Raw genomic sequence first — 24337 nt, 5'->3', positions numbered from 1 at the left:
CAGAACCCGCGACAGGACGACACACGGACGTCGCCTGCGGAACGGAGCGAACGGGATGATCCAAGCGATCGATCGAGCCGCGAAGGTGCTGGAGCTACTGCAGGGCGCCCGACACCTCGGCATCACCGACCTCGCGGCGGCCCTCGAACTACGGCCGTCGACCGTGCACGGCATCGTCAAGTCGCTGCGGGAGCACGGCCTCGTCGCCAAGGAGCGCGGCGGCCAGCGCTACATGCTCGGGCCGACGCTGCTGCGCCTCAGCAACGTTTATCTCGACACCCTCGATGTGCGCGCACGGGCCATGCGCTGGACGCAGGAGCTCGCACGCCGCACCAACCTTCCGGTACGACTCGGCGCCCCGCACTTCCACGAGGTGCTCGTGATCCACCACGACCTGCGCCCCGACGACAGCCGACAGATGCTCGAGACGGGCGTCGCCATCCCTGCGCACGCCTCCGCCATGGGCAAGGTGCTGCTCGCGTACGACGCCGGATTCCAGCGCACCGTCTTCGAGCGCCCCCTGCGCAGCCTCACCGGTGACACGATCACCGACATCGCACGCCTCACCCTGGAGCTGCCCGCGATCGCCGAACGGGCGTCCGCCGTCGAGGCCGACGAAGCAGTCCTGGGCGAGGCGTCAGTCGCGGCGCCCGTCGCCGACGCGTCGAACGAGATCGTCGCAGCGGTGGCGGTGGTGATGCCGACATCGCAGGCGCCGGCGTCAGACAGCGTGCTCGACGCGCTGCGCGAGACCGCCCGCAACATCTCCCGCGAGCTCGGCGCCACCACCTGGCCACCCCGCCTCGCCCCCGTCGAGGAATAGCGACGGTCGAGCAGAGCGCGACGGTCGAGCAGAAAGACGAGGCGGCGAGTGCGCGCCGCCACGGTCACGGACTCAACCGCGCAGCGCCAACGCGAACGGGAGCACGGCCGTCGCACCCGAGCGACGCAGCGCGCGCGCCGCCACGGTCACGGTCCATCGGCTGTCGACGAGGTCGTCGACCAGGAGGACCGGGCCCGACGGCATGTCGAGATGCTCGGCGCTGAGTCGGTCCCAGAGGCCGGCGAGGCGGAACACGCTGTTCCCTCCGGCCTGGCCGCTCGGCCCACCGCCGACCGGTTCGAGCGCACCGAGATACGGGAGGCGACCGACCTCGGCCAGGCCCCGCGCGAGCGAGTCGACGAGCAGCGGACGCGACCGTGACGGCATGGCCACCACGGCGACCGGCCGCTCACTCCACTCCCAGCGGGCGAGCACACGGATGCAGGCGTCGAGCAGCTGCGGCGTGACCGCGGCGTCGGGAGCATTGGCGGCGAACACCTGACGCAGGGCACCGCCCCACCCGAGGTCCGTCAGGCGCGCGAGCGCTCGACCTTCGTCCGCCTGCTCCTCGGCGGCGATCCGCCCGCGCACGGGGACGTCGAGCCGGTCGGCGCCGGTCGGCCAGGCGCGCCGCGGTTCGATCGGCACCCCGACCCGGTCGAGCGACTCGGCCGCCTGGGCCCCGGCCTGCGTGGCGATCTCCTGCGGGAACCACACCCCCGCGCAGTTGTCGCATCTGCCGCACGGCGCCGCTGTGTCGTCGTCGAGCGCCCGCTGCAGGAACTCCATGCGGCACCCATCGGTCTGCTCGTAGTCGAGCATGTGCTGCTGCTCGGCCACGCGCTCCGCCGCGATCCGCTCGTACCGGGCGGCGTCGTACGCCCACGGCTCGCCGGTGGCGATCCAGCCGCCCTGCACCTTCCGCACCGCCCCGTCGACGTCGAGCACCTTGAGCAGCAGTTCGAGCGGCGTACGGCGGATGTCGACCATCGCCTCGAGCGCCGGTGTCGAGATCGGCGCGTCGCCGAGCGCACCGATCACGCGCTCGGCACGCTCCCGATCCGGCATCGAGGCCGTCGCGAAATAGTGCCAGATGTCGCGATCCTCGACACCGGGCAGCAGCAGCACGTCGGCGCTGTCACTGGCTCGTCCCGCGCGCCCGACCTGCTGGTAGTAGGCCACGGGCGACGAGGGCGCTCCGAGATGCACGACGAAGCCGAGGTCGGGCTTGTCGAAGCCCATCCCGAGGGCGCTCGTCGCGACGAGGGCCTTCACCTCGTTGCGCTTCAGCATCCCCTCGGACTCCTCGCGCTCCTCGGCATCCGTCTGTCCCGTGTACGCGCGCACGTCGTGCCCGTGCTCACGCAGGAGTCGCGCGGTGTCGACCGCCGCGGCGACCGTGAGCGTGTAGATGATGCCCGACCCCGGCAGATCGTCGAGATGGCTGAGCAGCCACGCCAGCCGACTCGCGGAGTCGCGCAGCCGCAGCACGCCCAGGCGCAGCGAGGTGCGGGCGAGCGGCCCGCGGATCGTCAGGACCGGCTCGGACGGAGACGCGTCGGGAAGAGAACCGCGCGTCAGGCTGCCGAGCTGCTCGGCCACGTCGGCCACGACGCGACTGTTCGCCGTCGCCGTGGTCGCCAGCACGGGGACTCCCGTCGGCATCTGCGCGATGAGGTCGCGCAGCCGCCGGTAGTCGGGACGGAAGTCATGACCCCAGTCGCTGATGCAGTGCGCCTCGTCGACGACGAGCATGCCGATGCGCTGCACCAGCGTCGGAAGCTGCTGCTCGCGGAACGACGGGTTGTTCAGCCGTTCCGGCGACACCAGCAGCACGTCGACCTCGTCGCGGTCGAGCTGTGCGAGCACGTCGCTCCACTCATGCGCGTTGGTCGAATTGATCGCGACCGCCCGCACCCCCGCGCGCTCCGCCGCGGCGATCTGGTCGCGCATCAGCGCGAGCAGTGGCGACACCAGCACGGTCGGCCCGGCACCCTGGCATCGCAGCAGCAGGGTCGCGACGAAGTACACCGCCGACTTGCCCCATCCCGTGCGCTGCACGACCAGCGCGCGGCGACGCCCGTCGACCAGCGCCTCGACGGCCTCGAACTGCCCGTCGTGGAAGTCGGCGTCGGAACGACCGACGAGCTCGCGGAGCGCGGCGAGCGCCTGATCTCGGATGCCGTCGCTCGACGCGGTCGGGTACGCGGTGTCGGCGGGGGAAGTCATGCCTCCACTCTGCCCGAGGCGTCGGACATCCGCCGTCCGTCCGTCCACAGGGGATCCATCCCGGTGTCCACCGGTCGCACCGGCAGCAGCCGGCCGCACCGGCAGCAGCTGCCCGGAGCGGAGCCAACCTCCGGCAACGCCGGTAGCGTGAGGACATGATCTCCCGGGAACTCGCCGTCCGACTCCGAGACGCCGGGCTGGGCTGGCACCCCGCCGAGGGCGACCGCTTCCAGCTCGATCTGCCGGACGAGATCGAGCTCGAAGCCGAGGCCGACGTCTTCACCGTGAGCGCGATGACGATCGAGGCGCGGCAGACGCCGAGCGGCACCGACCTCGCCTTCAACGGCACGACCGAGTGGGCGCTCGACGCCGTGACGCTCGCCGACGCCGTCTGGCTGCCGCGCGAGGATCAGCTCCGGCAGCTGCTGCGCGGGACCTTCCGTGCGCTGGTGCGTCTCGAGGACTCGTTCCGCGTCGACGTCGAGATCGCCGGCGAGGCGCGATCGTTCGAGCATCCCGAGCCGGCCGAGGCGTACGGGCGAGCGCTCCTCGAACTCGTCTCGCGCTCTCGCTGAGCACACCCGGGCGCTCTGACAGCGGCCGCCTTGAAGACATCGCCACCGTGTGTCAGAATAACCTAACGATCGGTCAGTAAAGAGCGATCGTCAGGCCCGTCGCACGGAGGAGTCGATGATGACCAGCCCCGCAGACCTCTCCCTCATCGAGGAGACGTCCGATCAGCAGCGCCTGTTCGACGAGCTCATCGCGAACGAGCAGCGCATCGAACCCCGCGACTGGATGCCGGACGCCTATCGCAAGACGCTCATCCGTCAGATCTCCCAGCACGCGCACTCCGAGATCATCGGCATGCAGCCCGAGGGCAACTGGATCACCCGCGCCCCGAGCCTGAAGCGCAAGGCGATCCTCATGGCGAAGGTGCAGGACGAAGCCGGCCACGGCCTCTACCTCTACTCCGCCGCGCAGACGCTCGGCATCACGCGCGACGCCATGATGGACCAGCTCATCAGCGGCAAGGCGAAGTACTCCTCGATCTTCAACTACCCCACGCCGACCTGGGCCGACATGGGCGCCATCGGATGGCTCGTCGACGGAGCGGCCATCTGCAACCAGGTGCCGCTGTGCCGTGCGTCCTACGGCCCGTACGGCCGCGCCATGGTGCGCATCTGCAAGGAGGAGTCGTTCCACCAGCGCCAGGGCTTCGAGATCCTCCTGTCGCTCATGCGCGGCACGGACGAGCAGCGCCGGATGGCGCAGGATGCCGTGAACCGCTGGTACTGGCCGAGCCTCGCCATGTTCGGCCCGCCCGACGACCAGTCCCCCAACTCCGCGCAGTCCATGGCGTGGAAGATCAAGCGCTTCTCGAACGACGAGCTCCGGCAGCGATTCATCGGGATGCTGGTGCCGCAGGCCGAGATCCTCGGCGTCACGCTGCCCGACCCCGAGCTCCGGTGGAACGACGAGGCGGGGCGCTACGACATGGGCGAGATCGACTGGGACGAGTTCTTCGAGGTCCTGCGCGGCAACGGTCCCTGCAACGCCGAGCGTCTCGAACGACGCCGCACCGCCCACGAGGAGGGCGCGTGGGTGCGGGAGGCCGCAGCGGAGTACGCCCGCAAGCAGGCCGCAGCAGATCGCGCGGTGGCGTGATGGCGACCCCCGGGCACGACGAGCACGAGCCCTGGCCCCTCTGGGAGGTCTTCGTGCGGGCGAACCGCGGACTCAGCCACGTGCACGTCGGCTCACTGCACGCCCCCGATGCCGACATGGCGATCCGCAACGCGCGCGATCTCTACACGCGGCGCGGCGAGGGCGTGTCGATCTGGGCGGTTCCCGCCGACGCGATCACCACGAGCGACCCCGACGCGAAGGGCGCGTACTTCGAGAGCGCCGCGGGCAAGAACTATCGGCACGCCGTGTACTACACGGCGTCCGAGGGGGTGCCCCACCTGTGAGCACGGAACCGGACGCCACCCTCCCGGTCGACGAGCGAGCGGGGCGAGACGAAACGCACCACGATGACATCCACGGAGACGTGTCGGTCGACGAACTGCGCCTGAGCGCCGAGCTCTCCGGAAGCGGCGCGGTCGCGGCATCCGCCGACGTCGCCGAGTACGCGCTCCGACTCGGCGACGACGCCCTCATCCTCTCCCAGCAGCTCGGCGCCTGGATCTCCCGCGCGCCCGAGCTCGAGGAGGACGTCGCGCTCGGCAACATCGCGCTCGACCTTCTCGGCCATGCGCGCTCCTTCCTCCACTACGCCGGGTCACGGGACGGACGCAGCGAGGACGACCTCGCGTTCTTCCGCGACGAGCCGGAATTCCGCTGCGCGTGGATCGTGGAGCAGCCCAACGGCGACTTCGCGCAGACCATCGCACGCCAGTTCGTCGTCTCCACCTACATGTTCGAGCTGTACGCGGCACTGCGTGCCAGCACCGACGAGACGTTCGCCGCGATCGCCGAAAAAGCGCTGAAGGAGGTCGACTACCACCGCGACCACTCCGTGCAATGGGTGCTGCGGCTCGCCGGAGGCACCGACGAGTCGCGCCGTCGCATGATCCGCGCGATCGGCGACGTCTGGCCGTACGTCGACGAGCTGTTCCGCGACGACGACCTCGTCGAGCGCCTCGGCGACACCGTCGTCCGCCCCTCGACACTGCGGGCGGGCTTCGACGAGGTCATCGACACCGTCTTCACCGAAGCCCAGCTGGAGACGCCCGCCACCGCCGCCTCGTCCGCGGGAGGGCGCCGCGGTGCGCATGCGACGCCGTTCGGACATCTGCTCGCCGAGATGCAGGTGCTCGCGCGACGGCATCCGGGGGCGTCGTGGTGACCCTGCGCGACGCACGCTCCCTCTCCCGCGACGACGCGTGGACGATCGCCGCGGGCGTCGCCGACCCCGAGGTGCCGGTTCTCACGATCGAGGACCTCGGCGTGCTGCGCGCGGTCGAGATCGACGGCGAGACCGTGCGCGTCGACATCACGCCCACCTACAGCGGCTGCCCGGCCATGGACACGATCCGCGACGACGTCGTCCTCGCGCTCACCGCGGCGGGAGCCGCCCGCGTCGACGTCCGACTCGTGCTCTCACCCGCGTGGACCACGGACTGGATGTCGGATGCCGGCAGGCAGAAGCTCGAACGCTACGGTATCGCCCCGCCCTCCGGACGCGCGGCCGTCTCGTCCGGACCCATCCGCCTCGCGATCAGCGTGCGGTGCCCGCGCTGCGGATCGCTCGACACCCGCGAGGTCTCCCGCTTCGGATCGACCTCGTGCAAAGCGCTGTTCGAATGCCGCGCCTGCCTCGAACCCTTCGATCACTTCAAGGTGCACTGATGAGCGGGGTGCACTGATGGGATTGTTCACGACGCGTCCTGCATCGAACGAAGCGCAGTGGACCGATGCGGCGCCGCGTCCGGCATCCGCAGACCGGCACCCTGCTCGCCGGCGCGCGACGTTCCACACTCTCGCGGTCGAGAGCGTCCGCCCGCTCACCGACGATGCCGTCGAGGTGACGTTCGCCGTCCCCGCCGAGCTGGCCGACGACTACGACCACCTCCCCGGCCAGTACGTGGCTCTGCGGACGACGCTCGACGGCGTCGACGTGCGACGCTCGTACTCGCTGTGCCGACCACCGGAGCAGCGGACGCCCGAACAGGTGGCCGCCGGCGCGCCGACCCGGCTCAGCGTCGCCGTCAAGCGCGACGAGGGCGGCCTGTTCTCCACGTGGGCGCAGACCGGACTGCATCCGGGATTCGAGATCGACGTCATGAGCCCGCAGGGCACGTTCACCTCGGGCCTCGACGACCTCGATCACCGGCACGTCGTCGGGATCGCCGCCGGTTCCGGCATCACACCCCTCATGGCTCTCGCGCACACGGTGCTCGGCCGGTCGGCCACGGCACGGTTCACGCTCCTCTACACGAACCGGGCCACGGTCGACGTGATGTTCCTCGAAGACCTCGCCGACCTCAAGGACCGCTATCCGACCCGGCTCACGCTGCACCATGTGCTGTCGCGCGAGCAGCGCACCGCCCCCGTGCTCTCCGGGCGACTCGACGAGGAGCGGCTGCGCACCATCCTCTCCTCGCTCATCGACCCGGCCGACGTCGACGAGTGGTTCCTGTGCGGGCCCCTCGCCCTGGTCGACCTCTGCCGAGACGTGCTCGCCGATGTCGGGGTCGCCAAGGAGCACGTGCGATTCGAACTGTTCACCACCGGAGACGAGCCGGTCCGCACCGCGCGGCCGGTCGACGTGCGCGCCGGAGAGAAGACGGTGCGCATCGAGGTCACCCTCGACGGGGTGTCGTCGACCGTCGAGAGTCCGGTCGACGCGCACGAGTCCGTGCTGAACGCGGCGCTGCGCGTACGCCCCGATGCACCGTTCGCGTGCGCGGGCGGCGTGTGCGGCACATGCAGGGCGCGCGTGCTGGCGGGCAGCGTCACCATGACCGAGAACTACGCGCTCGAACCAGACGAACTCGAGCGCGGCTACGTGCTGACCTGCCAGTCCCACCCCACCAGCGAACGCGTCGTCGTCGACTACGACGTGTGAGCCGACGTGTCAGAAGGAGCATGAGGTGATCGAACTCGGGATCGCAGACGATGTCGCCACAATCGTCCTGAACGCGCCGTCCACGCTCAACGCGCTCGACGAGCAGGCGCTGCGAGACCTGGGGCGCGCCTACGACGACGCCGAGGAGTCGGGCGTCCGCGCGCTCATCCTGCGCGGTGAAGGGCGCGCTTTCTGCGCCGGACGAGACATCTCGGGCGTCGACCCCCGCGACGACGACGTGATCGGCTACCTCGGCGGCCTCGTGACGCCGCTGCTGCAGCGCATGTCGAGGTTCCCCGCCCCGACCTTCGCGGTCGCGCACGGCGCGTGCCTCGGCGTCGGTCTCGGACTCCTCGTCGCCACGGATGTCGTGTACGTCGCCGAGTCCGCGAAGATCGGGTCGCCGTTCGCGGCGCTCGGCGCGACGCTCGACTCCGGCGGGCACGCCCTCTTCGTCGACCGCCTCGGAGCGCACCGCACCCTCGACCTCATCTACACGGGTCGGCTCATGAGCGGAGCGGAGGCGGTCGGCGCCGGCCTGTTCTCGCGCGTGTTCCCCGACGACGAGGTCGTGCAGGCCACGACGGATGCCGCGGCCGCAGCCGCCCGCGGCGCCACCGCGGCGTTCCTCGCGAGCAAACAGCTCGTCGCCCGCATCCGTGACGAGCGGCTCGCGCTCTGGGACTCCGTCGACGTCGAGAACGCCGCTCAGGCCGCGCTCTCTGACACCGACGACTACCGCGAGGGCTTCGCCGCCTTCCAGGAGAAGCGCCGCCCGGAGTTCCGGGGATACTGAGGCCTGGACTCCGCTTCCCTGGCAGCACATCGGCGCGCAAGGGCCTGGGCGAATGTCCGATGTCGATGCCAGACTTCGGGGATGAAGCTCGCTGACGTCGTCGCCACCGCCGAGAAGGTGACGTCGACCTCCTCCCGTCTCGCGAAGATCGACGCCCTCGCGACCCTGCTCTCGACGGCGGATTCCGAGGAGCTGCCGGTTCTCGTCGGTCTGCTCCTCGCCGCACCGCGGCAGGGCAAGCTCGGAGTCGGATGGCGCGGGCTGTCGGCGCTCGACGCCACGCACGCCGCAGCCCCGGGTCTGTCTCTCTCAGACGTCGACGCTGCGCTCGACGAGCTCGCGGCGTCGTCCGGGTCAGGATCCGCTGCGGCTCGCACCCGCCTCCTCACCGACCTCGCCTCGCGCGCGACGGCGACGGAGTGGGACTTCCTCTCCCGTTCCATGCTCGGCGAACTGCGCACGGGCGCCCTCGCCGGGGTGCTGCTCGACGCGGTCGCCAGGGCATCCGATCGCCCGTCCGAAGTCGTGCGCCGCGCGGCGATGCTCTCGGGAGACCTCGGAGAAACGGCCGTGGTCGCGCTCACCGGAACAGAGGAGGAGCTCGACGCGATCGGACTGGCCGTCGGACGCCCCGTGCTGCCCATGCTCGCGGGGACCGCCTCCAGCCCGACCGCTGCCCTGGAGGTCACCGGCGAGGCGTCGGTCGAGTACAAGCTCGACGGCGCACGCATCCAGGTCCACCGCCACGGCGACGACGTCCACGTCTACACGCGCAGCCTGGCGGACGTGACGCACCGCGTTCCCGAACTGGTCGAGATCGTCCGCGGCCTGCCCGTCGACGACGTCATCCTCGACGGCGAGACGCTGTCGCTCGACGAAGACGGCGGCCCCCGCCCCTTCCAGGAGACCATGTCGCGTTTCGGCGCCGATGCCGCCCGCGAGCTCGCGCTGCGCCCCTGGTTTTTCGACGTCCTGCACGTCGACGGCCGCGACCTCATCGACGAGCCGCTGTCGGTACGCCTCGCCGAGCTCGAGCGCGTCGCGGCAGAATGGCGGATGCCCGGGATCATCACCGCCGACCCGGCGGCCGCCGAGCAGCTGTCACGCGACGCGCTCGCCGCCGGCCACGAGGGCGTGCTCGTCAAAGGCATCGACTCGACGTACACCGCAGGCAGACGCGGCAAGGCCTGGGTCAAGGTCAAACCGGTCCTGACCTACGACCTCGTAGTCCTCGGTGCCGAGTGGGGATCGGGGCGCCGCCAGGGATGGCTGTCGAACCTGCACCTCGGCGCACGCGACCCCGACGGGGAGTTCGGCGAACCGGGCGGTTTCGTCATGGTGGGCAAGACGTTCAAAGGGCTCACCGACGAGCTGCTGCGGTGGCAGACCGAGCAGTTCCCCGAGCACGAGACCCGCCGCACCCAGAGCACCGTCTTCCTCGATCCGCATTTCGTCGTCGAGATAGCGATCGACGGCGTGCAGCGGTCACCGCGCTACCCGGGCGGGATCGCGCTGCGCTTCGCACGCGTGAAGAGCTACCGCGCCGACAAGACCCCGGCCGAGGCCGACACGATCCAGACGCTGCGGGGACTACTGCGCGGGTGACAGACCGGCACCTGCACGGTCAGGCCGTGGGCGGGAGGCCCAGGGCAGGGTCGATCACGCCGATCACGCTGATCCCCGGCACCTGCACGGTCAGGCCGTGGGCGGGAGGCCGAGGTCCTCCTCGCGCACCGTCCCCTGGAACGACCACGGGAAGTTGATCCACAGGTCGGTGTCCTTCCAGGCGTAGTCCGGCTGGATGATCGTCGACGGCTTCGTGTAGATCGTCACCGACCGCACGTCGGCGCCTTTGTCGGTCAACAGCTGCACCGCGAGCGCGAGCGTCCGCCCCGAGTCGGCGACGTCGTCGACGAGCAGCACGCGGCGCCCGTCGAGGTAGTCCATGTCGAGCGCGGGCGGCAGCACCTCCGGCGCGTCCAGCACCGTCCCGATCCCGGTGTAGAACTCGACGTTGATCGCGCCGCAGTTCTTCGCTCCGAGCCCGTAGGCGATGGCCCCGGCCGGCAGCAGTCCCCCGCGGGCGATCGCCACCACGACCTCCGGCTCGAAGCCGCTCTCCAGGATCGACCGCGCGAGATCCCGCGTCGCCGAACCGAAACCATCCCAGGTGAGCGTCTCGCGCTCGATCGAAGCATCCGTCACCGGTCCATTCTCCCTCACGCTCCCCGGCGCCCGACCCGCACTAGAATCGAGGAGTCCGGCCCCGAGCCGGTGCCTGAAAAAGAGGCACGAAGCCCCTCGCAGCGACGCGGCGGCGAGACACATACGGAACGCATCTCTCTCCGTCACTGTCTCGAAAGGCCCTCGCATGCCCACCGTGTCCGCGCACGTCGCCCTCACCCTCGCCCAGCACATCGACGCCGTCTTCGGCGTCATGGGCAACGGCAACGCCTACTTCCTCGACGCTCTCGAGACCCGCACGGATGCCGTGTTCACCGCGGTCCGCCACGAGCAGGGCGCCGTGGTCGCCGCCGACGCCCACTTCCGCGCCTCAGGGCGCATCGCGGCCGGCACCTCCACCTACGGCGCCGGGTTCACGAACACCCTCACCGCGCTGGCCGAGGCCGTGCAGGCGCACGTGCCCCTCGTGCTCGTCGTCGGCGACGAGCCGACCTCGGGCCCCCGGCCGTGGGATGTCGATCAGATCGCCCTCGCCTCCGCGGTCGGCGCCCGCACCTATACGGTCGGACGAGCGGATGCCGCAGCCACCACCGTCATCGCCATCGAGCACGCCCTGACCTATCGCGTGCCCGTGGTGCTCGCGATCCCCTACGACGTCGCGGCCCTGGAGGCCGGCCCCGTCCCTGCCGCGCCGGAGCCCCGCATCCCCGCACCGCTGGCTCCTCGTGGAGCCTTCGCGGAGGGCATGCTCGAGGAGATCGCCGCCGCCCTGCGCGGCGCCGCGCGTCCGTTCCTGCTCGCCGGCCGTGGAGCGTGGCTGGCCGGAGCGAGCGACACCCTCGGAGAACTCGCGGCCCGCACCGGGGCCCTGACCGCCTCGTCGGCGCTCGGCCGCGGAGTCTTCCCCGAGACCGCCTACGACCTGGGCGTCACGGGCGGTTTCGGCGCCGACGGAGCCATGGAGCTCGTGGGCTCCGCCGACGTCGCTGTGGTGTTCGGCGCGTCGCTCAACCAGTTCACGATGCGCTTCGGCGCACTGTTCGCACCCGGCACCCGGGTGTTCCAGATCGACACCGCGCCGGCGGCGACGCATCCGCACGTGGGCGGCTTCGTGCGAGCCGACGCCCGGCTCGCCGCAGAAGCACTGCTGACTCGACTGCGAGCCGAAGATGCGCCGGCGCACGCCGCAGCTGGCCCGTGGCGCGAATCCGTCGACGTCACGGCGGCGCGCGCCTACGAGACCGGCGACGAGCTCGCACCCGATGGCCGGCTCGACCCGCGGTCGGCGGCCACGCGCATCGGCGAGCTGCTGCCGGACGACCGCGTCGTCGTCTCGGACGGCGGCCACTTCATCGGCTGGGCGAACATGTACTGGCCGGTCGCCGCGCCCGATCGCATGATGATGGTCGGTACCGCCTTCCAGTCGATCGGTCAGGGCTGGCCCAGCGTCGTCGGCGCCGCCCTCGCCCGCCGCGACTCCACGATCGTGCTCACCTCGGGCGACGGCGGAGGGCTCATGGCGATCGCCGACCTCGAATCCGCCGTCAGAGCAGCCGGCGGTCGAGGCATGGCCGTCATCTGGAACGACGCCGCCTACGGTGCCGAGGTGAACCTCTACGGCCTCAAGGGCCTGGCGGAGGGACCGATGCGCATCCCCGAGGTCGACTTCGCCGCGTTCGGTGCTGCGGTCGGCGCGGAGGGCGTCGTCGTGCGCACCCTCGGCGACCTGGAGCGCCTGCGCACCTGGGCGGCCGAAGCGCCCGCCGATCGCCGCTTCCTCCTCCTCGACCTGCGGATCTCGGGCGACGTGATCGCGCCGTATCAGCAGGAGATCATTCGCGTGAACTCCTGACCACGCCGTCTCGATAGGCTCACGACATGACCGATTCCGATGTGCTGCGCTACAGCGCCTTCGCCGCGACGCCCGACGGAGGAAACCCCGCCGGCGTCGTCCTCGACGCCGCAGGTCTGACCAACGAGCGGATGCAGCAGATCGCCGCCGAAATCGGATACTCCGAGACCGCGTTCATCGTCGCGCGCGCCGCCGATGCGCCGACTCCCCGATACCGGGTGCGCTACTGGTCGCCCGCCGCGGAAGTGCCGTTCTGCGGACACGCGACCGTGGCCACAGCCGTCGCCCTCGCCGAGCGCGACGGGGTGGGCGACGTGGTCTTCGACACGGATGCCGGGCCGATCACGCTGCGTTCCCGCATCGCCGATGGCGACGTCGTCGTGTCGTTCACGAGCGTCGCCCCCGAGGTGCGCGCGCTCGACGACGACGTGCTCGAACGGCTGCTCGCGCTTCTCGGGATTGCCCGCGCCGACCTCGATCCCCGCTTCCCGCCGAAGGAGTCGTTCGCGGGCAATTGGCACCCCGTCGTGACGATCGCCGACCGGGAGCTGTTCGACCAGTTCCGATTCGCGCCGCCGAAGATGGCTGCGCTCATGCGCGAGCACGGCTGGCTCGGCACGGTGACCGTGCTGCACGCCATCGGTCCCACCGACTTCGACGCGCGCAACCTCTTCCCCGTCGGCCGCATCACCGAGGACCCGGCGACCGGCTCCGCCGCGGCATCCGTCGGCGCGTACCTTCGCGATCTGGGCTACCCGGAGCGCAGCATCCGCATCCACCAGGGAGCCCACGTGCGCCGGCCGAGCCTGCTCGCAGTCACGATCCCCGACGTCGGCGGCATCGAGGTGACGGGCGGCGCGACCAGGCTGCAAAACTGACGATCCTCCCGGCAGGCATCGTCTGCCCACGACCCCTGGCTCAGCTCGACCTCCGTCTTTCCCCGCGACTTCTGCGGCCACGGGGCACTTCTGCGGCCACGCCGAGTGAGAACGGCCGCAGAAGTGACCGATCACCGCAGAACGTGAGCATGCGTCGCTGCGCTAACCTGCCGGGATGCCCGTCATCCGCAATATCGCCGTCGGCCTTCCCCTCAAGCAGGGTCACGTGCTCGCGCTCGAGGGGTACGACGGCTCCCGCGACCTCCACTTCCTCCGCGCGATCGGCGGGGGAATCGAATTCGGCGAGACCGCCGTCGAGGCACTGCATCGCGAGTTCATGGAGGAGCTCGGCGTCGAGCTCGACAGCGCCGAACCGCTGGGCGTCTTCGAGAACATCTTCACCTACAAGGGCGAGCCGGGACACGAGATCGCCCACCTCTTCGCCCTGACGAGCAGCGCGCTGGATGCCGTGCCCCTCGACGCCGTGCTGGAGATCCTCGACCAGGGCAGTCCGGTGCGATGGATACCCATCGCCGACATCACCTCCGGCGCCCGCGTGCTGTTCCCCGCCGGCGCCCCGGAAGCGCTGCTCGCCCTCGCGGAGCGATGACGAGCAGCGAGGAGGTCAGGACTGCGCGCTGTAGTCCGGGAGCTCCTGCAGCGTCCACGTGTTGCCGTCCGGGTCGTCGAACCAGACGAACCGCCCCCAGCCGAGGTCTTCCACTCCCCGAGCCTCGACCCCCTGGGCGGTCAGCTGCGCCTTCGCCTCTTCGGCGTGGGGAACCACGACCTGGATCGTCTTCTGCTGACCTGGCTCGAGCGGGATGTCGAGCCCGGTGCCGAACGCGATCGAGCACGCCGACCCGGGCGGGGTCATCTGCACGAACCGCAGCCCCTCGGTCGGCGTGTGATCGTGATCGGGGTTGAACCCGATCTTCGTGTAGAACTCCTTCGCACGGTCGACATCGCTCACCGGCACGAAGATGAGCTCGATCTTCCACGACATGGCACACACCCTTTCCGGCGGGCGACCTCGCCCGACGGGACTCACCGTACGCGGGGCCACCGACATCGCACCAGTGCTCGGGTCGCACTCCCCGCATCGCTCGCGGACAGCTCAGGATGCCGGCAGCAGCATCCCCTTCAGGAACGCACCGAGCTCGTCGACCGCGCGGAGCGGCAGCACCGCGGCCACGTACTGGTCGGGGCGCACGACCACGACGACCCCGTCACGGGACAGCTCACGGGCCTCGAAGATGTCGACCTCGGTCCACTTCGAGGGTCCGGCCGCATAGACCTTCTCCCAGTCGGTGAGCCCGAGCGGCCCGGTCCGCGGCTGGAACAGCGCCGGCGCGGTCGTGACCTCGACCTCCTCGTAGGGCTGCTGATACACGGCCTTCACGTCGAACACGGCGTCGACATCGGCATCCGACGGAGTGTACCGCGCGAACACCGCAGCGGCCTCCTCCGCCCACGCGGCGAGCGCCGCCCCGTCGCGGTCGCCGAACGCGTAGACACGCCACCGCCCGTCGGCGCGGGCGTGGTGCCCGAGATGGATGACGTTGCCGTCCGCCACGCGCACGACCTCCGCTGAGGCGAACCTCTTGCCGACCGGGAATCCCGCCGCGAGCCGCTGATGCGCATCCGATGCGGTGATCATCGACGGCGTGTACTGCGTCATGAACCCGGAGGGGAACTCGGCGGTCGCGAGGTAGTAGGTCGCGAGGTCACCGGGGTCGGTGATCTCCGAGGGCTTGCGCGCCATGAGCGACGACCACTCCCGGTCGAAGTCGATGAGCTGCTGCGCGACCGGCCGCCGCTCGGCCGAGTAGGTCGCGAGCAGGGCCTCCGGCGCCAGCCCGGTGAGTACCGATCCGAGCTTCCAGCCGAGATTGAAGCCGTCCTGCATCGACACGTTCATGCCCTGCCCGGCCTTGGCGCTGTGGGTGTGGCAGGCGTCTCCGGTGAGGAAGACCCGCGGCGTGCGCCCCGAGCCGTCGATCACGTCGTCGAAGCCGTCGGTCACGCGGTGCCCCACCTCGTAGACGCTGTGCCAGGCGACCTCCTTCACGTCGAGCGTGTAGGGGCGCAGGATGTCGTTGGCCCGCCGGATGATCTCCGCGATGGGCGTCTGGCGCACGCGGTGGTCGTCGTCGGCCGCGACCTCGCCGAGGTCGATGTACATGCGGCTGAGGTAGCCGCCCTCGCGAGGGATGTGCAGGATGTTGCCGGCCTCGGAGTTGATCGCGCACTTGGTGCGCCAGTCGGGGAAGTCGGTGTTCACGAGCACGTCCATGACGCCCCAGGCGTGCGCGGCGCTCGCGCCGACGTGCGTGCGCCCGATGGCCTGACGCACTCCGCTCCGCGCGCCGTCGCACCCGACGACGTACTTCGCGCGGATCGTGCGCTCCTGGCCCGCCCGCTCCCCGGCCGAGTGGCGCACGCCCACCTCGACCGGGTAGTCGCCCTCCTCGTGCACGGTGAGGCCCGTGAACTCGACGCCGTAGTCGGGCGCGATGCGCCCCGGCCCGTTCGCGGCGGCCTCCGCGAAGTAGTCGAGCACGCGCGCCTGGTTCACGATCAGGTGCGGGAACTCGCAGATGTCGTACGCGTAGTCGGCGGTGCGCGCCGTACGGACGATCTCCTCGGGCTTCTCGGGGTTCGGCCCCCAGAAGTTCATCCAGCCGATGTTGTAGGCCTCGGCGATGATCCGCTCCGCGAACCCGAACGCCTGGAACGTCTCCACGCTGCGCGGTTGGATGCCGTCGGCCTGCCCCAGCACGAGGCGGCCGTCGCGCTTCTCGATGATCCGCGTGGTCACGTCCGGATACTGCGACATCTGGGCGGCGAGGAGCATCCCCGCCGGCCCCGACCCGACGATGAGGACGTCGACCTCGTCCGGCAGATCGGCCGGGCGGTCGGCGGAACCCGCCGGCAGCACGCGCGGGTCTCCGGACACATAGCCGTGGTGGTGGAACTGCATCGGGGTCACACCCTCGCCAGGCCGTAGACGGGACTCACCGACTGCTCCTCTTCGTGGTCGGGTCCGAGCGGGATCCGCGAGCGGTCGCGCAGCAGCAGCGTGGCGACGAGTCCGAGCACGGTCATGCCCGCGAGGTACCAGGTGACGGCTTCGGTCGAGCCGGTCGCGCCGACGATGGCGGTGGCGATGGTCGGGGCGAAGGCGCCGCCGGCGATCGCGCCAATCGCGTACGAGATCGAGACGCCCGAGAAGCGGATGCTGGCGGGGAACAGCTCCGTGTACAGCGCCGCCTGCGGGCCGTAGGTGAAGCCGAGGCCGATCGTGAGGATCGCGAGGCCCGCGAACAGCAGACCGATCTGCCCCGTGTTGACGAGCGGGAACAGCGTGAACACGCCGACGAGCTGCAGGATCCAGCCGATGATGTAGGTGGTGCGCCGGCCGATGCGGTCGGAGATCCAGCCCGCGAGCAGGGTCGTGATGAGCCACGTCACCGCGGAGCCCGCGACGGCCCACAGCACGGGGCCGCGCTCGAGGCCGATCGGCCCCTCAGGGTTCGTGGCGTAGCCCTGGATGTATCCGCCGGTGGTCATGTATCCCACGGCGTTGTTGCCGGCGAACACGAACGCCGCGATGATGACGAGCAGCAGGTGCTTCCTGAACAGCTGCACGATCGGCATCCTGGCCTTCTCCTTGCGCTCGGCGAGCTCGGCGAACACCGGGCTCTCCTCGACACGACGACGCACGTAGTAGCCGACGAGGATCAGCACGACGCTGAGCAGGAAGGGCACGCGCCATCCCCAGGCGAGGAACTGGTCGCCCGGCGCGATCGCCGTCATGAGCGCCATCACGCCCGACGCGAGCAGCAGGCCGAGCGGCACGCCGATCTGCGGCGAGGCGCCGAAGATGCCGCGCTTCGCCTTGGGGGCGTGCTCGACCGCCATGAGCACGGCGCCGCCCCACTCGCCACCGGCCGAGATGCCCTGGATGATGCGCAGCAGCACCAGCAGCACGGGGGCGGTGATGCCGATCGCCTCGTACGTGGGGAGGATGCCGATGAGGGCGGTCGCGGCACCCATGAGGATGAGCGTCCACATGAGCACGGTCTTGCGTCCAAGCTTGTCGCCGTAGTGCCCGGCGAGGAACGCTCCGAGCGGGCGGAACAGGAAGCTCACACCGACCGTGGCGAAGGCGATCAGCGCGCTGTTGGCGCCGAGGGGCGCGAAGAAGAGCTGACCGAAGACGAGTCCGACGGCCGTGGCGTAGATGAAGAAGTCGTACCACTCGACCGTGGTTCCGACGACGGTGGCGAAGACGACACGACGCCGGTCGGCTGCCGTCGCGATGGTGCCGGTGGGGGTGAAACCGGCCTGTGGCTGCCCGCTCATGGGGTATCTCCTTTGATGGTGACCGCACTGTCACGGCACGCCCCTCGATCGGGTCGAGTGCTTGCCTGGCGTGGACACGATGATATACGATTTCGAATACGACGCACAAGCGTCCGGCACGACACCGCAGACGACGCGCGAGGAGGCGCCCCGTGACGGCATCCATCACCCGCCCCGGCAAGATCATCGCGATCCATCTGAGCTACGGATCCCGCGCCGATCAGAGGGGCAGGCGCCCCGCCGCCCCGTCGTACTTCTTCAAGCCCGCGAGTTCCGTCGGCGTCTCCGGGGGAACCGTCGAGCGTCCAGCCGGCACCGAGCTGCTCGCCTTCGAGGGCGAGATCGCGCTCGTCATCGGCGCCCCCGCGCGCCGGGTCGCGCTCGCCGACGCATGGGACCACGTCGCGTGGGTCACCGCATCGAACGACCTCGGTCTCTACGACCTGCGCGCCAACGACAAGGGCTCCAACGTGCGCTCCAAGGGCGGCGACGGGTACACCCCGCTCGGACCGGAGTTCATCGACGCCCGCACCGTCGACCCGACTGCCCTGCGCGTCCGCGCCTGGGTCAACGGAGAGCTGCGGCAGGACGACACCACCGCCGGCCTGATCTTCCCGCTCGCGCAGCTCGTCGCCGACCTCTCGCAGCACTTCACGCTGGAGACCGGCGACGTCATCCTCACCGGGACTCCCGCCGGGTCGTCGGTCATCGTGCCGGGCGACGTCGTCGAGATCGAAGTGGATGCCCCGGATGCCGCGGGCCCGCCCTCGTCAGGACGCCTCGTCACCACCGTGGTCCAGGGCGACGTGCCCTTCGACCCGGAGCTCGGCTCGCTGCCCGCAGTCGACGACCTCCAGCGCACCGAGGCCTGGGGGTCGGCAGAGGCGGCCGGACTCGCGGCATCGACCGACCCGTCGTCGAGCGAGGAGCGCAGCGACGAGACGAAGCGCCGCGAGAGCCACGGAACCCTCTCCCCCGAACTCCGCCGGAAGCTCCTCGCCGCCCCGACCGCCGGCCTCTCCGCGCAGCTGCGAAAGCGCGGGCACCACGCCTGCTTCGTCGACGGCCTCGCCGCGAACATCCCCGGCGTGAAGATCGTCGGCACGGCGAAGACGCTGCGGTTCGTGCCGTTCCGCGAAGACCTGTTCGCGGCGCACGGCGGAGGCTACAACGCGCAGAAGCGCGCGTTCGACGCGGTCGGCGAGGGCGAGGTCATCGTGATCGAGGCGCGAGGCGACGCGACGAGCGGCACCCTGGGCGACATCCTCGCGCTGCGCGCCCAGACCCGCGGCGCGGCCGGCGTCGTCACCGACGGAGGGGTGCGCGACTTCGACGCGGTCGCCGAGATAGGGCTCCCGGTGTTCTCGCAGGGCGCCCACCCCTCGGTGCTCGGTCGCCGTCACGTCCCGTGGGACGTCGACGTCACGATCTCCTGCGGCGGGGCGACCGTGCAGCCGGGCGACGTCATCGTCGCCGACAGCGACGGCGTGATCGTCATCCCGCCGGCGCTGGTCGAGGACGTCGTCGACGCGACCCTCGCCCAGGAGGACGAGGACACGTGGATCGCTGAGCAGGTCGCCGCCGGTCACCCGGTCGACGGGCTCTTCCCGATGAACGCCGAGTGGCGCGCGCGGTACGAGGCCCGGTCGTGACCGCGGTGGCGACGAGCAAGTCCGAGGTCGCGTACGAGTGGATCCGCTCGCGCATCACCGGCCACATGTTCAGCCCCGGGTACCGGCTCGTGCTGGGCTCGATCGCCGAGGACCTGAAGATGAGCGTCGTCCCGGTGCGCGAGGCCATCCGCCGTCTCGAAGCCGAGGGGCTCGTCACGTTCGAGCGCAACGTCGGCGCACGGGTCACCCTCGTCGACGAGAGCGAGTACGCGCACACCATGCAGACGCTCGGGATCGTCGAGGGTGCGGCCACCGCGCTCTCCGCTCCCCTGCTCGACGAGGACGCTCTCGACGAGGCCCTGCGCATCAACGACCGCATGGCGCGGATGCTCGACCACTTCGACGCGCACGCGTTCACCGAGCTCAACCGGCAGTTCCACTCCGTGCTGTTCGAGCCGTGCCCCAACCCGCATCTGCTGGAGCTCGTCCACCGTGGATGGTCGCGGCTCTCGGGCATCCGCGACTCGACGTTCGCGTCGGTGCCCGGTCGCGCGCACCACTCCGTCGAGGAGCACGCGCAGATCGTCGAGCTGATCCGCATCGGCGCCGACCCCCTGGAGATCGAGCTCGCGGCTCGCAATCATCGCTGGCGCACGAGGGACGCCTTCCTCGACGCCCTGCACACCCGTACGCCTCACCCCGGCTTCCTTGACACCTCTGGAGACGAGTCATGACCGATTCCCGCATCCCCGCAGACCTGCCCGATCACATCCAGCACTACATCGACGGGGCCTTCGTCGACTCGGTCGACGGCGACACCTTCGACGTGCTCGACCCCGTCACCAACCAGACCTATACGACGGCGTCCGCCGGCAAGAAGGCCGACATCGATCTCGCGGTCGCCGCAGCGACGCGCGCCTTCCAGGAGGGCCCCTGGCCCCGGATGCTGCCGCGCGAGCGCTCGCGCGTGCTGCACCGCATCGCCGACATCGTGGAATCGCGCGACGCGCGCCTCGCCGAGCTCGAGTCGTACGACTCTGGCCTGCCCATCACGCAGGCCCTCGGCCAGGCCCGCCGCGCCGCCGAGAACTTCCGCTTCTTCGCCGATCTGATCGTCGCCCAGTCCGACGACGCCTTCAAGGTGCCCGGGAAGCAGATGAACTATGTGAACCGCAAGCCGATCGGCGTCGCGGGCCTCATCACGCCCTGGAACACGCCTTTCATGCTCGAGTCGTGGAAGCTCGGCCCGGCGCTCGCCACCGGCAACACCGTGGTGCTCAAGCCCGCCGAGTTCACGCCTCTCTCGGCGTCGCTCTGGGCGGGGATCTTCGAGGAGGCAGGGCTGCCCCAGGGCGTCTTCAACCTCGTCAACGGGTTGGGCGAGGATGCCGGTGACGCCCTCGTGAAGCATCCGGACGTCCCGCTCATCTCGTTCACCGGGGAGAGCCGCACGGGGCAGATCATCTTCGGCAATGCCGCGCCGTACCTGAAGGGCCTGTCGATGGAGCTCGGCGGCAAGTCGCCCGCGATCGTGTTCGCCGACGCCGACATCGAGGCAGCGGTGGATGCCACCATCTTCGGCGTGTTCTCGCTCAACGGCGAGCGCTGCACCGCCGGGTCCCGGATCATCGTCGAGCGGTCGATCTACGACGAGTTCGTCGAGCGCTACGCGGCTCAGGCGAAGCGCGTGAAGGTCGGCTACCCGCACGACCCCGCCACCGAGGTCGGCGCACTCGTGCACCCCGAGCACTACGACAAGGTGATGAGCTACGTCGAGATCGGCAAGACCGAGGGCCGCCTCGTCGCCGGCGGCGGCCGTCCGGACGGGTTCGAGGAGGGGAACTTCGTCGCACCGACCGTGTTCGCCGACGTCTCTCCCGACGCACGCATCTTCCAGGAGGAGATCTTCGGCCCGGTCGTCGCGATCACGCCGTTCGACTCGGACGACGAGGCTCTCGCGCTCGCGAACAACACGAAGTACGGCCTCGCGGCGTACATCTGGACCAACGACCTGAAGCGCGCCCACAACGTCGCGCAGGCGGTGGAGGCCGGCATGGTGTGGCTCAACAGCAACAACGTGCGCGACCTCCGCACCCCGTTCGGCGGCGTGAAGGCGTCCGGCCTCGGTCACGAGGGCGGCTACCGCTCGATCGACTTCTACACCGACCAGCAGAGCGTGCACATCACGCTCGGCGGGGCGCACAACCCCACTTTCGGCAAGAACTGACGACCGCCACGAGACAGCGAGGACGCTGACATGACCGACCGCCACGAGATGACCCTCACCTCCGCCGGCTACTACGTGAGCCAGGAGGCGCCGATCCGCACGGAGAACCCGATCGCAACGCCGCAGAGCACCCCGCCCGACGTCCTGCGCTGCGCGTACATGGAGCTCGTCGTCACCGACCTCGCCGCATCGCGCGTTTTCTACGTCGACGTGCTCGGCCTGTACGTGACGGAGGAGGACGACGAGGCGATCTACCTGCGCTCGACCGAGGAGTTCATCCACCACAACCTCGTCCTGCGCAAGGGCCCGGTCGCGGCGGTCGCCGCGTTCTCGTACCGCGTGCGCTCTCCCGAGGACCTCGACCACGCCGTCGCGTTCTACTCGGAGCTCGGCTGCGACGTGCGCCGCAACCCGGAGGGCTTCGTGAAGGGCGTCGGCGACTCGGTGCGCGTCGTCGACCCGCTCGGCTTCCCGATCGAGTTCTTCCACCAGTCGGACCACGTCGAGCGGATGTCGTGGCGGTACGACCTGCACATCCCCGGCGAGCTCGTCCGCCTCGACCACTTCAACCAGGTCACCCCCGACGTGCCGCGCGCCGTGAAGTTCATGCAGGACCTCGGATTCCGCGTCACGGAGGACATCCAGGACGACGAGGGCACGGTCTACGCGGCCTGGATGCGGCGCAAACCCACCGTCCACGACACGGCCATGACCGGCGGCGACGGCCCCCGCATGCACCACGTGTGCTTCGCGACCCACGAGAAGCACAACATCCTCGCGATCTGCGACAAGCTGGGCGCTCTGCGGCGGTCCGACGCGATCGAGCGCGGGCCGGGCCGCCACGGGGTGAGCAACGCGTTCTACCTGTACCTGCGCGACCCCGACGGGCACCGCGTCGAGGTCTACACGCAGGACTACTACACGGGCGACCCCGACAACCCCGTGATCACGTGGGACGTGCACGACAACCAGCGTCGCGACTGGTGGGGCAACCCGGTCGTGCCCTCCTGGTACACCGACGCCTCGCTCGTTCTCGACCTCGACGGCAACCCGCAGCCGGTCGTCGCGCGCACCGACAGCTCGGAGATGGCCGTGACGATCGGCGCCGACGGCTTCTCGTACACGCGCGCCGACGAGGGCGAGAAGAAGCTCGGCAACCAGCTGTAAGGGGAAACGGATGCTCTCTCACGACGACATCGCACGGATCGCCGCCGAGCTCGCGGAAGCCGACCGCACGCACGGCGTCATCCCGCGCATCACCGCGCGCTATCCGGAGGCGACGGTCGAGGACTCCTATGCGATCCAGGGCGTGTGGCGCGATGCGCAGATCGCCGCGGGTCGCCGTCTGGTCGGCCGCAAGATCGGCCTGACGTCGAAGGCGATGCAGCAGGCGACCGGCATCACCGAGCCCGACTACGGCGTCATGTTCGACGACACCGTATACGAGTCGGGGGCCGAGATCCCGACAGACCACTTCTCGAACGTGCGCATCGAGGTGGAACTCGCCTTCGTGCTGAAGACCGCGCTCGAGGGCCCCGACTGCACGCTCGACGACGCACTCGCGGCGATCGACTACGCCGTCCCCGCCCTCGAAGTGCTCAATTCGCACATCGAGCTCGAAGGGCGCACGATCGTCGACACGATCAGCGACAACGCGGCGTACGGGGCGATGGTGCTCGGCACCGAGCGCCGGAGGCCGGACGAGATCGACCTGCGCTGGGTGCCCGGCGTGCTGTCGCGCAACGGAGAGATCGAGGAGACCGGCGTCGCCGCCGGAGTGCTCGGGCACCCGGCCACGGGCGTGGCCTGGCTCGCGAACAAGTTCCATCAGCACGGCGCGCGCCTGGAAGCGGGCGAGATCATCCTGGCAGGATCGTTCACACGCCCCCTGTGGGTGTCGCGCGGCGACGAGGTGCTGTGCGACTACGGACCGATGGGAACCATCACATGCCGCTTCGTCTAGACGCGTCGTTCCGCGAAGCCCTCACGGGATCACCCCGTCCCCTGATCGGGATGTGGGCGTGCTCGGGCAGTCCGCTCGTCACCGAGGTCGCCGCGGGATCCGGGCTGGACTGGCTGCTGATCGACATGGAGCACTCGGCGAACACGCTCGAGTCCACCCTGGTGCAGCTGCAGGTCGTCGCGGCGTATCCGATCACACCCGTCGTGCGGGTGCCGTCGAACGACCCCGTGTCGATCAAGCAGGTGCTGGATCTCGGCGCGCAGAACATCATCGTGCCGATGGTGTCGTCCGCCGAAGAGGCCCGCGCGGCCGTCGCCGCCACCCGCTATCCGCCCGACGGCGTCCGCGGCGTCGGCAGCGCGCTCGCCCGCAGCGCCCGGTGGAACCGCGTCGACGGATACCTCCGCGACTCCTCCCGGCACACCTCGCTCGCGGTGCAGATCGAGACCGCGGCGGGCGTCGCCGCGGCGTCCGAGATCGCAGCCGTCGACGGAGTGGATGCCGTCTTCGTCGGCCCGTCCGACCTGTCGGCCTCGATGGGACTGCTCGGTCAGCAGACGCATCCGGACGTGGTCGCCGCCGTCGAGAGCGTGTTCGCGGCCGTGCGGGCGGCGGGGAAGCCGGTCGGCGTGAACGCGTTCGATCCGACCGCCGCTGATGCGTACATCGCCGCCGACGCCGCCTTCGTCGCGGTCGGCGCCGACGTGGCACTCCTCGCCCGCGCGTCCGAGGCTCTGGCCGCGCGATTCATCCCGGCATCCGACGGCTCCGAGCGCGCGAGCTACTGATCAGTCCTTTCGAATCGCGCGAATCGCACTTTCGGCAGGTCCG

Annotated in this window: 23 protein-coding genes; 18 read left to right on the top strand and 5 right to left on the bottom strand. The window is 70.3% G+C overall.

Translation table 11 applies throughout. The features are described 5' to 3' along the window. Nucleotides 1–55: 55 nt before the first annotated feature. A complete protein-coding gene (locus RAC69_RS13470; protein WP_375087251.1) occupies nt 56–823 on the top strand; it encodes an IclR family transcriptional regulator in 768 nt (255 codons plus the stop codon). Nucleotides 824–895: 72 nt separating this feature from the next. On the opposite strand, the gene RAC69_RS13465 is transcribed toward RAC69_RS13470, so the two are convergent. Continuing rightward, nucleotides 896–3052: a RecQ family ATP-dependent DNA helicase gene (locus RAC69_RS13465; RefSeq protein ID WP_375087250.1), complete on the bottom strand. Its 2157-nt coding sequence runs from the start codon at nt 3050–3052 to the stop codon at nt 896–898. 155 nt (nt 3053–3207) lie between these two features. Here RAC69_RS13465 and RAC69_RS13460 point away from each other — a divergent pair, with 155 nt between their 5' ends. The 8 genes from RAC69_RS13460 (at nt 3208) to RAC69_RS13425 (ending at nt 10026) form a co-directional block, all read left to right on the top strand. Continuing rightward, a complete protein-coding gene (locus tag RAC69_RS13460) occupies nt 3208–3627 on the top strand; it encodes a pilus assembly protein CpaE (protein WP_341935136.1) in 420 nt (139 codons plus the stop codon). Between the two features lie 118 nt (nt 3628–3745). Next, on the top strand, nt 3746–4720 hold the full coding sequence (gene paaA, locus RAC69_RS13455; protein ID WP_375087249.1) for a 1,2-phenylacetyl-CoA epoxidase subunit PaaA: 975 nt from the start codon (nt 3746–3748) through the stop codon (nt 4718–4720). Then, a complete protein-coding gene (paaB, locus tag RAC69_RS13450; protein ID WP_251586091.1) occupies nt 4720–5025 on the top strand; it encodes a 1,2-phenylacetyl-CoA epoxidase subunit PaaB in 306 nt (101 codons plus the stop codon). Before paaA ends, paaB begins: the two co-directional genes overlap by 1 nt. A gap of 95 nt (nt 5026–5120) precedes the next feature. Then, nucleotides 5121–5903: a 1,2-phenylacetyl-CoA epoxidase subunit PaaC gene (gene paaC, locus RAC69_RS13445; protein ID WP_375087271.1), complete on the top strand. Its 783-nt coding sequence runs from the start codon at nt 5121–5123 to the stop codon at nt 5901–5903. Beyond that, a complete protein-coding gene (gene paaD / locus RAC69_RS13440; RefSeq protein ID WP_375087248.1) occupies nt 5900–6406 on the top strand; it encodes a 1,2-phenylacetyl-CoA epoxidase subunit PaaD in 507 nt (168 codons plus the stop codon). The genes paaC and paaD overlap by 4 nt, the downstream gene beginning before the upstream one ends. A gap of 16 nt (nt 6407–6422) precedes the next feature. Further along, entirely contained in the window at nt 6423–7625 is a 1203-nt protein-coding gene (paaE, locus tag RAC69_RS13435; protein WP_375087247.1) for a 1,2-phenylacetyl-CoA epoxidase subunit PaaE, read from the top strand. Nucleotides 7626–7650: 25 nt separating this feature from the next. Further along, the gene (locus RAC69_RS13430; RefSeq protein WP_375087246.1) at nt 7651–8421 is read left to right on the top strand and encodes an enoyl-CoA hydratase/isomerase family protein; all 771 of its coding nucleotides are present in this window, start codon (nt 7651–7653) and stop codon (nt 8419–8421) included. 81 nt (nt 8422–8502) lie between these two features. Next, nucleotides 8503–10026 (top strand): ATP-dependent DNA ligase, encoded by a 1524-nt coding sequence (locus tag RAC69_RS13425; RefSeq protein WP_375087245.1) that lies wholly within the window; start codon nt 8503–8505, stop codon nt 10024–10026. Nucleotides 10027–10116: 90 nt separating this feature from the next. Here the strand turns inward: RAC69_RS13425 and RAC69_RS13420 are convergent, their stop codons facing one another. Continuing rightward, entirely contained in the window at nt 10117–10626 is a 510-nt protein-coding gene (locus tag RAC69_RS13420; RefSeq protein WP_375087244.1) for a phosphoribosyltransferase, read from the bottom strand. 166 nt (nt 10627–10792) lie between these two features. On the opposite strand from RAC69_RS13420, the gene RAC69_RS13415 reads away from it, so the two are divergent. The 3 genes from RAC69_RS13415 to RAC69_RS13405 all read left to right on the top strand — a co-directional run bounded on the left by RAC69_RS13415 (nt 10793) and on the right by RAC69_RS13405 (nt 13945). Then, the gene (locus tag RAC69_RS13415; protein ID WP_375087243.1) at nt 10793–12457 is read left to right on the top strand and encodes a thiamine pyrophosphate-binding protein; all 1665 of its coding nucleotides are present in this window, start codon (nt 10793–10795) and stop codon (nt 12455–12457) included. 26 nt (nt 12458–12483) lie between these two features. Then, nucleotides 12484–13335: a PhzF family phenazine biosynthesis protein gene (locus RAC69_RS13410; RefSeq protein WP_375087242.1), complete on the top strand. Its 852-nt coding sequence runs from the start codon at nt 12484–12486 to the stop codon at nt 13333–13335. Nucleotides 13336–13510: 175 nt separating this feature from the next. Beyond that, entirely contained in the window at nt 13511–13945 is a 435-nt protein-coding gene (locus tag RAC69_RS13405) for an NUDIX hydrolase (protein WP_375087241.1), read from the top strand. A 15-nt stretch (nt 13946–13960) separates the two neighbouring features. On the opposite strand, the gene RAC69_RS13400 is transcribed toward RAC69_RS13405, so the two are convergent. The 3 genes from RAC69_RS13400 to RAC69_RS13390 form a co-directional block, all read right to left on the bottom strand. Next, nucleotides 13961–14341, bottom strand: a complete 381-nt coding sequence (locus RAC69_RS13400) for a VOC family protein (protein WP_375087240.1) — start codon at nt 14339–14341, stop codon at nt 13961–13963. A 111-nt stretch (nt 14342–14452) separates the two neighbouring features. Next, nucleotides 14453–16318 carry an FAD-dependent monooxygenase gene (locus RAC69_RS13395; protein ID WP_375087239.1) on the bottom strand — a complete coding sequence of 622 codons (1866 nt, stop codon included), beginning with the start codon at nt 16316–16318 and terminating at the stop codon, nt 14453–14455. A 5-nt stretch (nt 16319–16323) separates the two neighbouring features. Then, nucleotides 16324–17703: an MFS transporter gene (locus RAC69_RS13390; protein ID WP_375087238.1), complete on the bottom strand. Its 1380-nt coding sequence runs from the start codon at nt 17701–17703 to the stop codon at nt 16324–16326. A gap of 152 nt (nt 17704–17855) precedes the next feature. On the opposite strand from RAC69_RS13390, the gene RAC69_RS13385 reads away from it, so the two are divergent. Genes RAC69_RS13385 through RAC69_RS13360 form a run of 6 tightly spaced genes read left to right on the top strand, consistent with a single transcriptional unit; the run spans nt 17856 to nt 24294 of the window. After that, nucleotides 17856–19355: a fumarylacetoacetate hydrolase family protein gene (locus RAC69_RS13385; RefSeq protein WP_375087237.1), complete on the top strand. Its 1500-nt coding sequence runs from the start codon at nt 17856–17858 to the stop codon at nt 19353–19355. Further along, on the top strand, nt 19352–20050 hold the full coding sequence (locus RAC69_RS13380) for a GntR family transcriptional regulator (protein ID WP_341935152.1): 699 nt from the start codon (nt 19352–19354) through the stop codon (nt 20048–20050). The genes RAC69_RS13385 and RAC69_RS13380 overlap by 4 nt, the downstream gene beginning before the upstream one ends. Further along, nucleotides 20047–21543, top strand: a complete 1497-nt coding sequence (gene hpaE / locus RAC69_RS13375; protein WP_375087236.1) for a 5-carboxymethyl-2-hydroxymuconate semialdehyde dehydrogenase — start codon at nt 20047–20049, stop codon at nt 21541–21543. Before RAC69_RS13380 ends, hpaE begins: the two co-directional genes overlap by 4 nt. A gap of 30 nt (nt 21544–21573) precedes the next feature. After that, nucleotides 21574–22710 carry a 3,4-dihydroxyphenylacetate 2,3-dioxygenase gene (hpaD, locus tag RAC69_RS13370; RefSeq protein WP_375087235.1) on the top strand — a complete coding sequence of 379 codons (1137 nt, stop codon included), beginning with the start codon at nt 21574–21576 and terminating at the stop codon, nt 22708–22710. Between the two features lie 10 nt (nt 22711–22720). Next, nucleotides 22721–23506, top strand: a complete 786-nt coding sequence (locus RAC69_RS13365; RefSeq protein ID WP_375087234.1) for a 2-keto-4-pentenoate hydratase — start codon at nt 22721–22723, stop codon at nt 23504–23506. Beyond that, the gene (locus tag RAC69_RS13360) at nt 23491–24294 is read left to right on the top strand and encodes an HpcH/HpaI aldolase/citrate lyase family protein (RefSeq protein WP_375087233.1); all 804 of its coding nucleotides are present in this window, start codon (nt 23491–23493) and stop codon (nt 24292–24294) included. The genes RAC69_RS13365 and RAC69_RS13360 overlap by 16 nt, the downstream gene beginning before the upstream one ends. Nucleotides 24295–24337 lie beyond the last annotated feature (43 nt).

It is taken from the genome of Microbacterium sp. LS_15 (assembly GCF_041954735.1).
Taxonomy (GTDB): Bacteria; Actinomycetota; Actinomycetes; order Actinomycetales; family Microbacteriaceae; genus Microbacterium.
The sequence above is the reverse complement of the archived record's forward strand: the minus strand, read 5'-3'. Positions and strand labels throughout refer to the sequence as shown.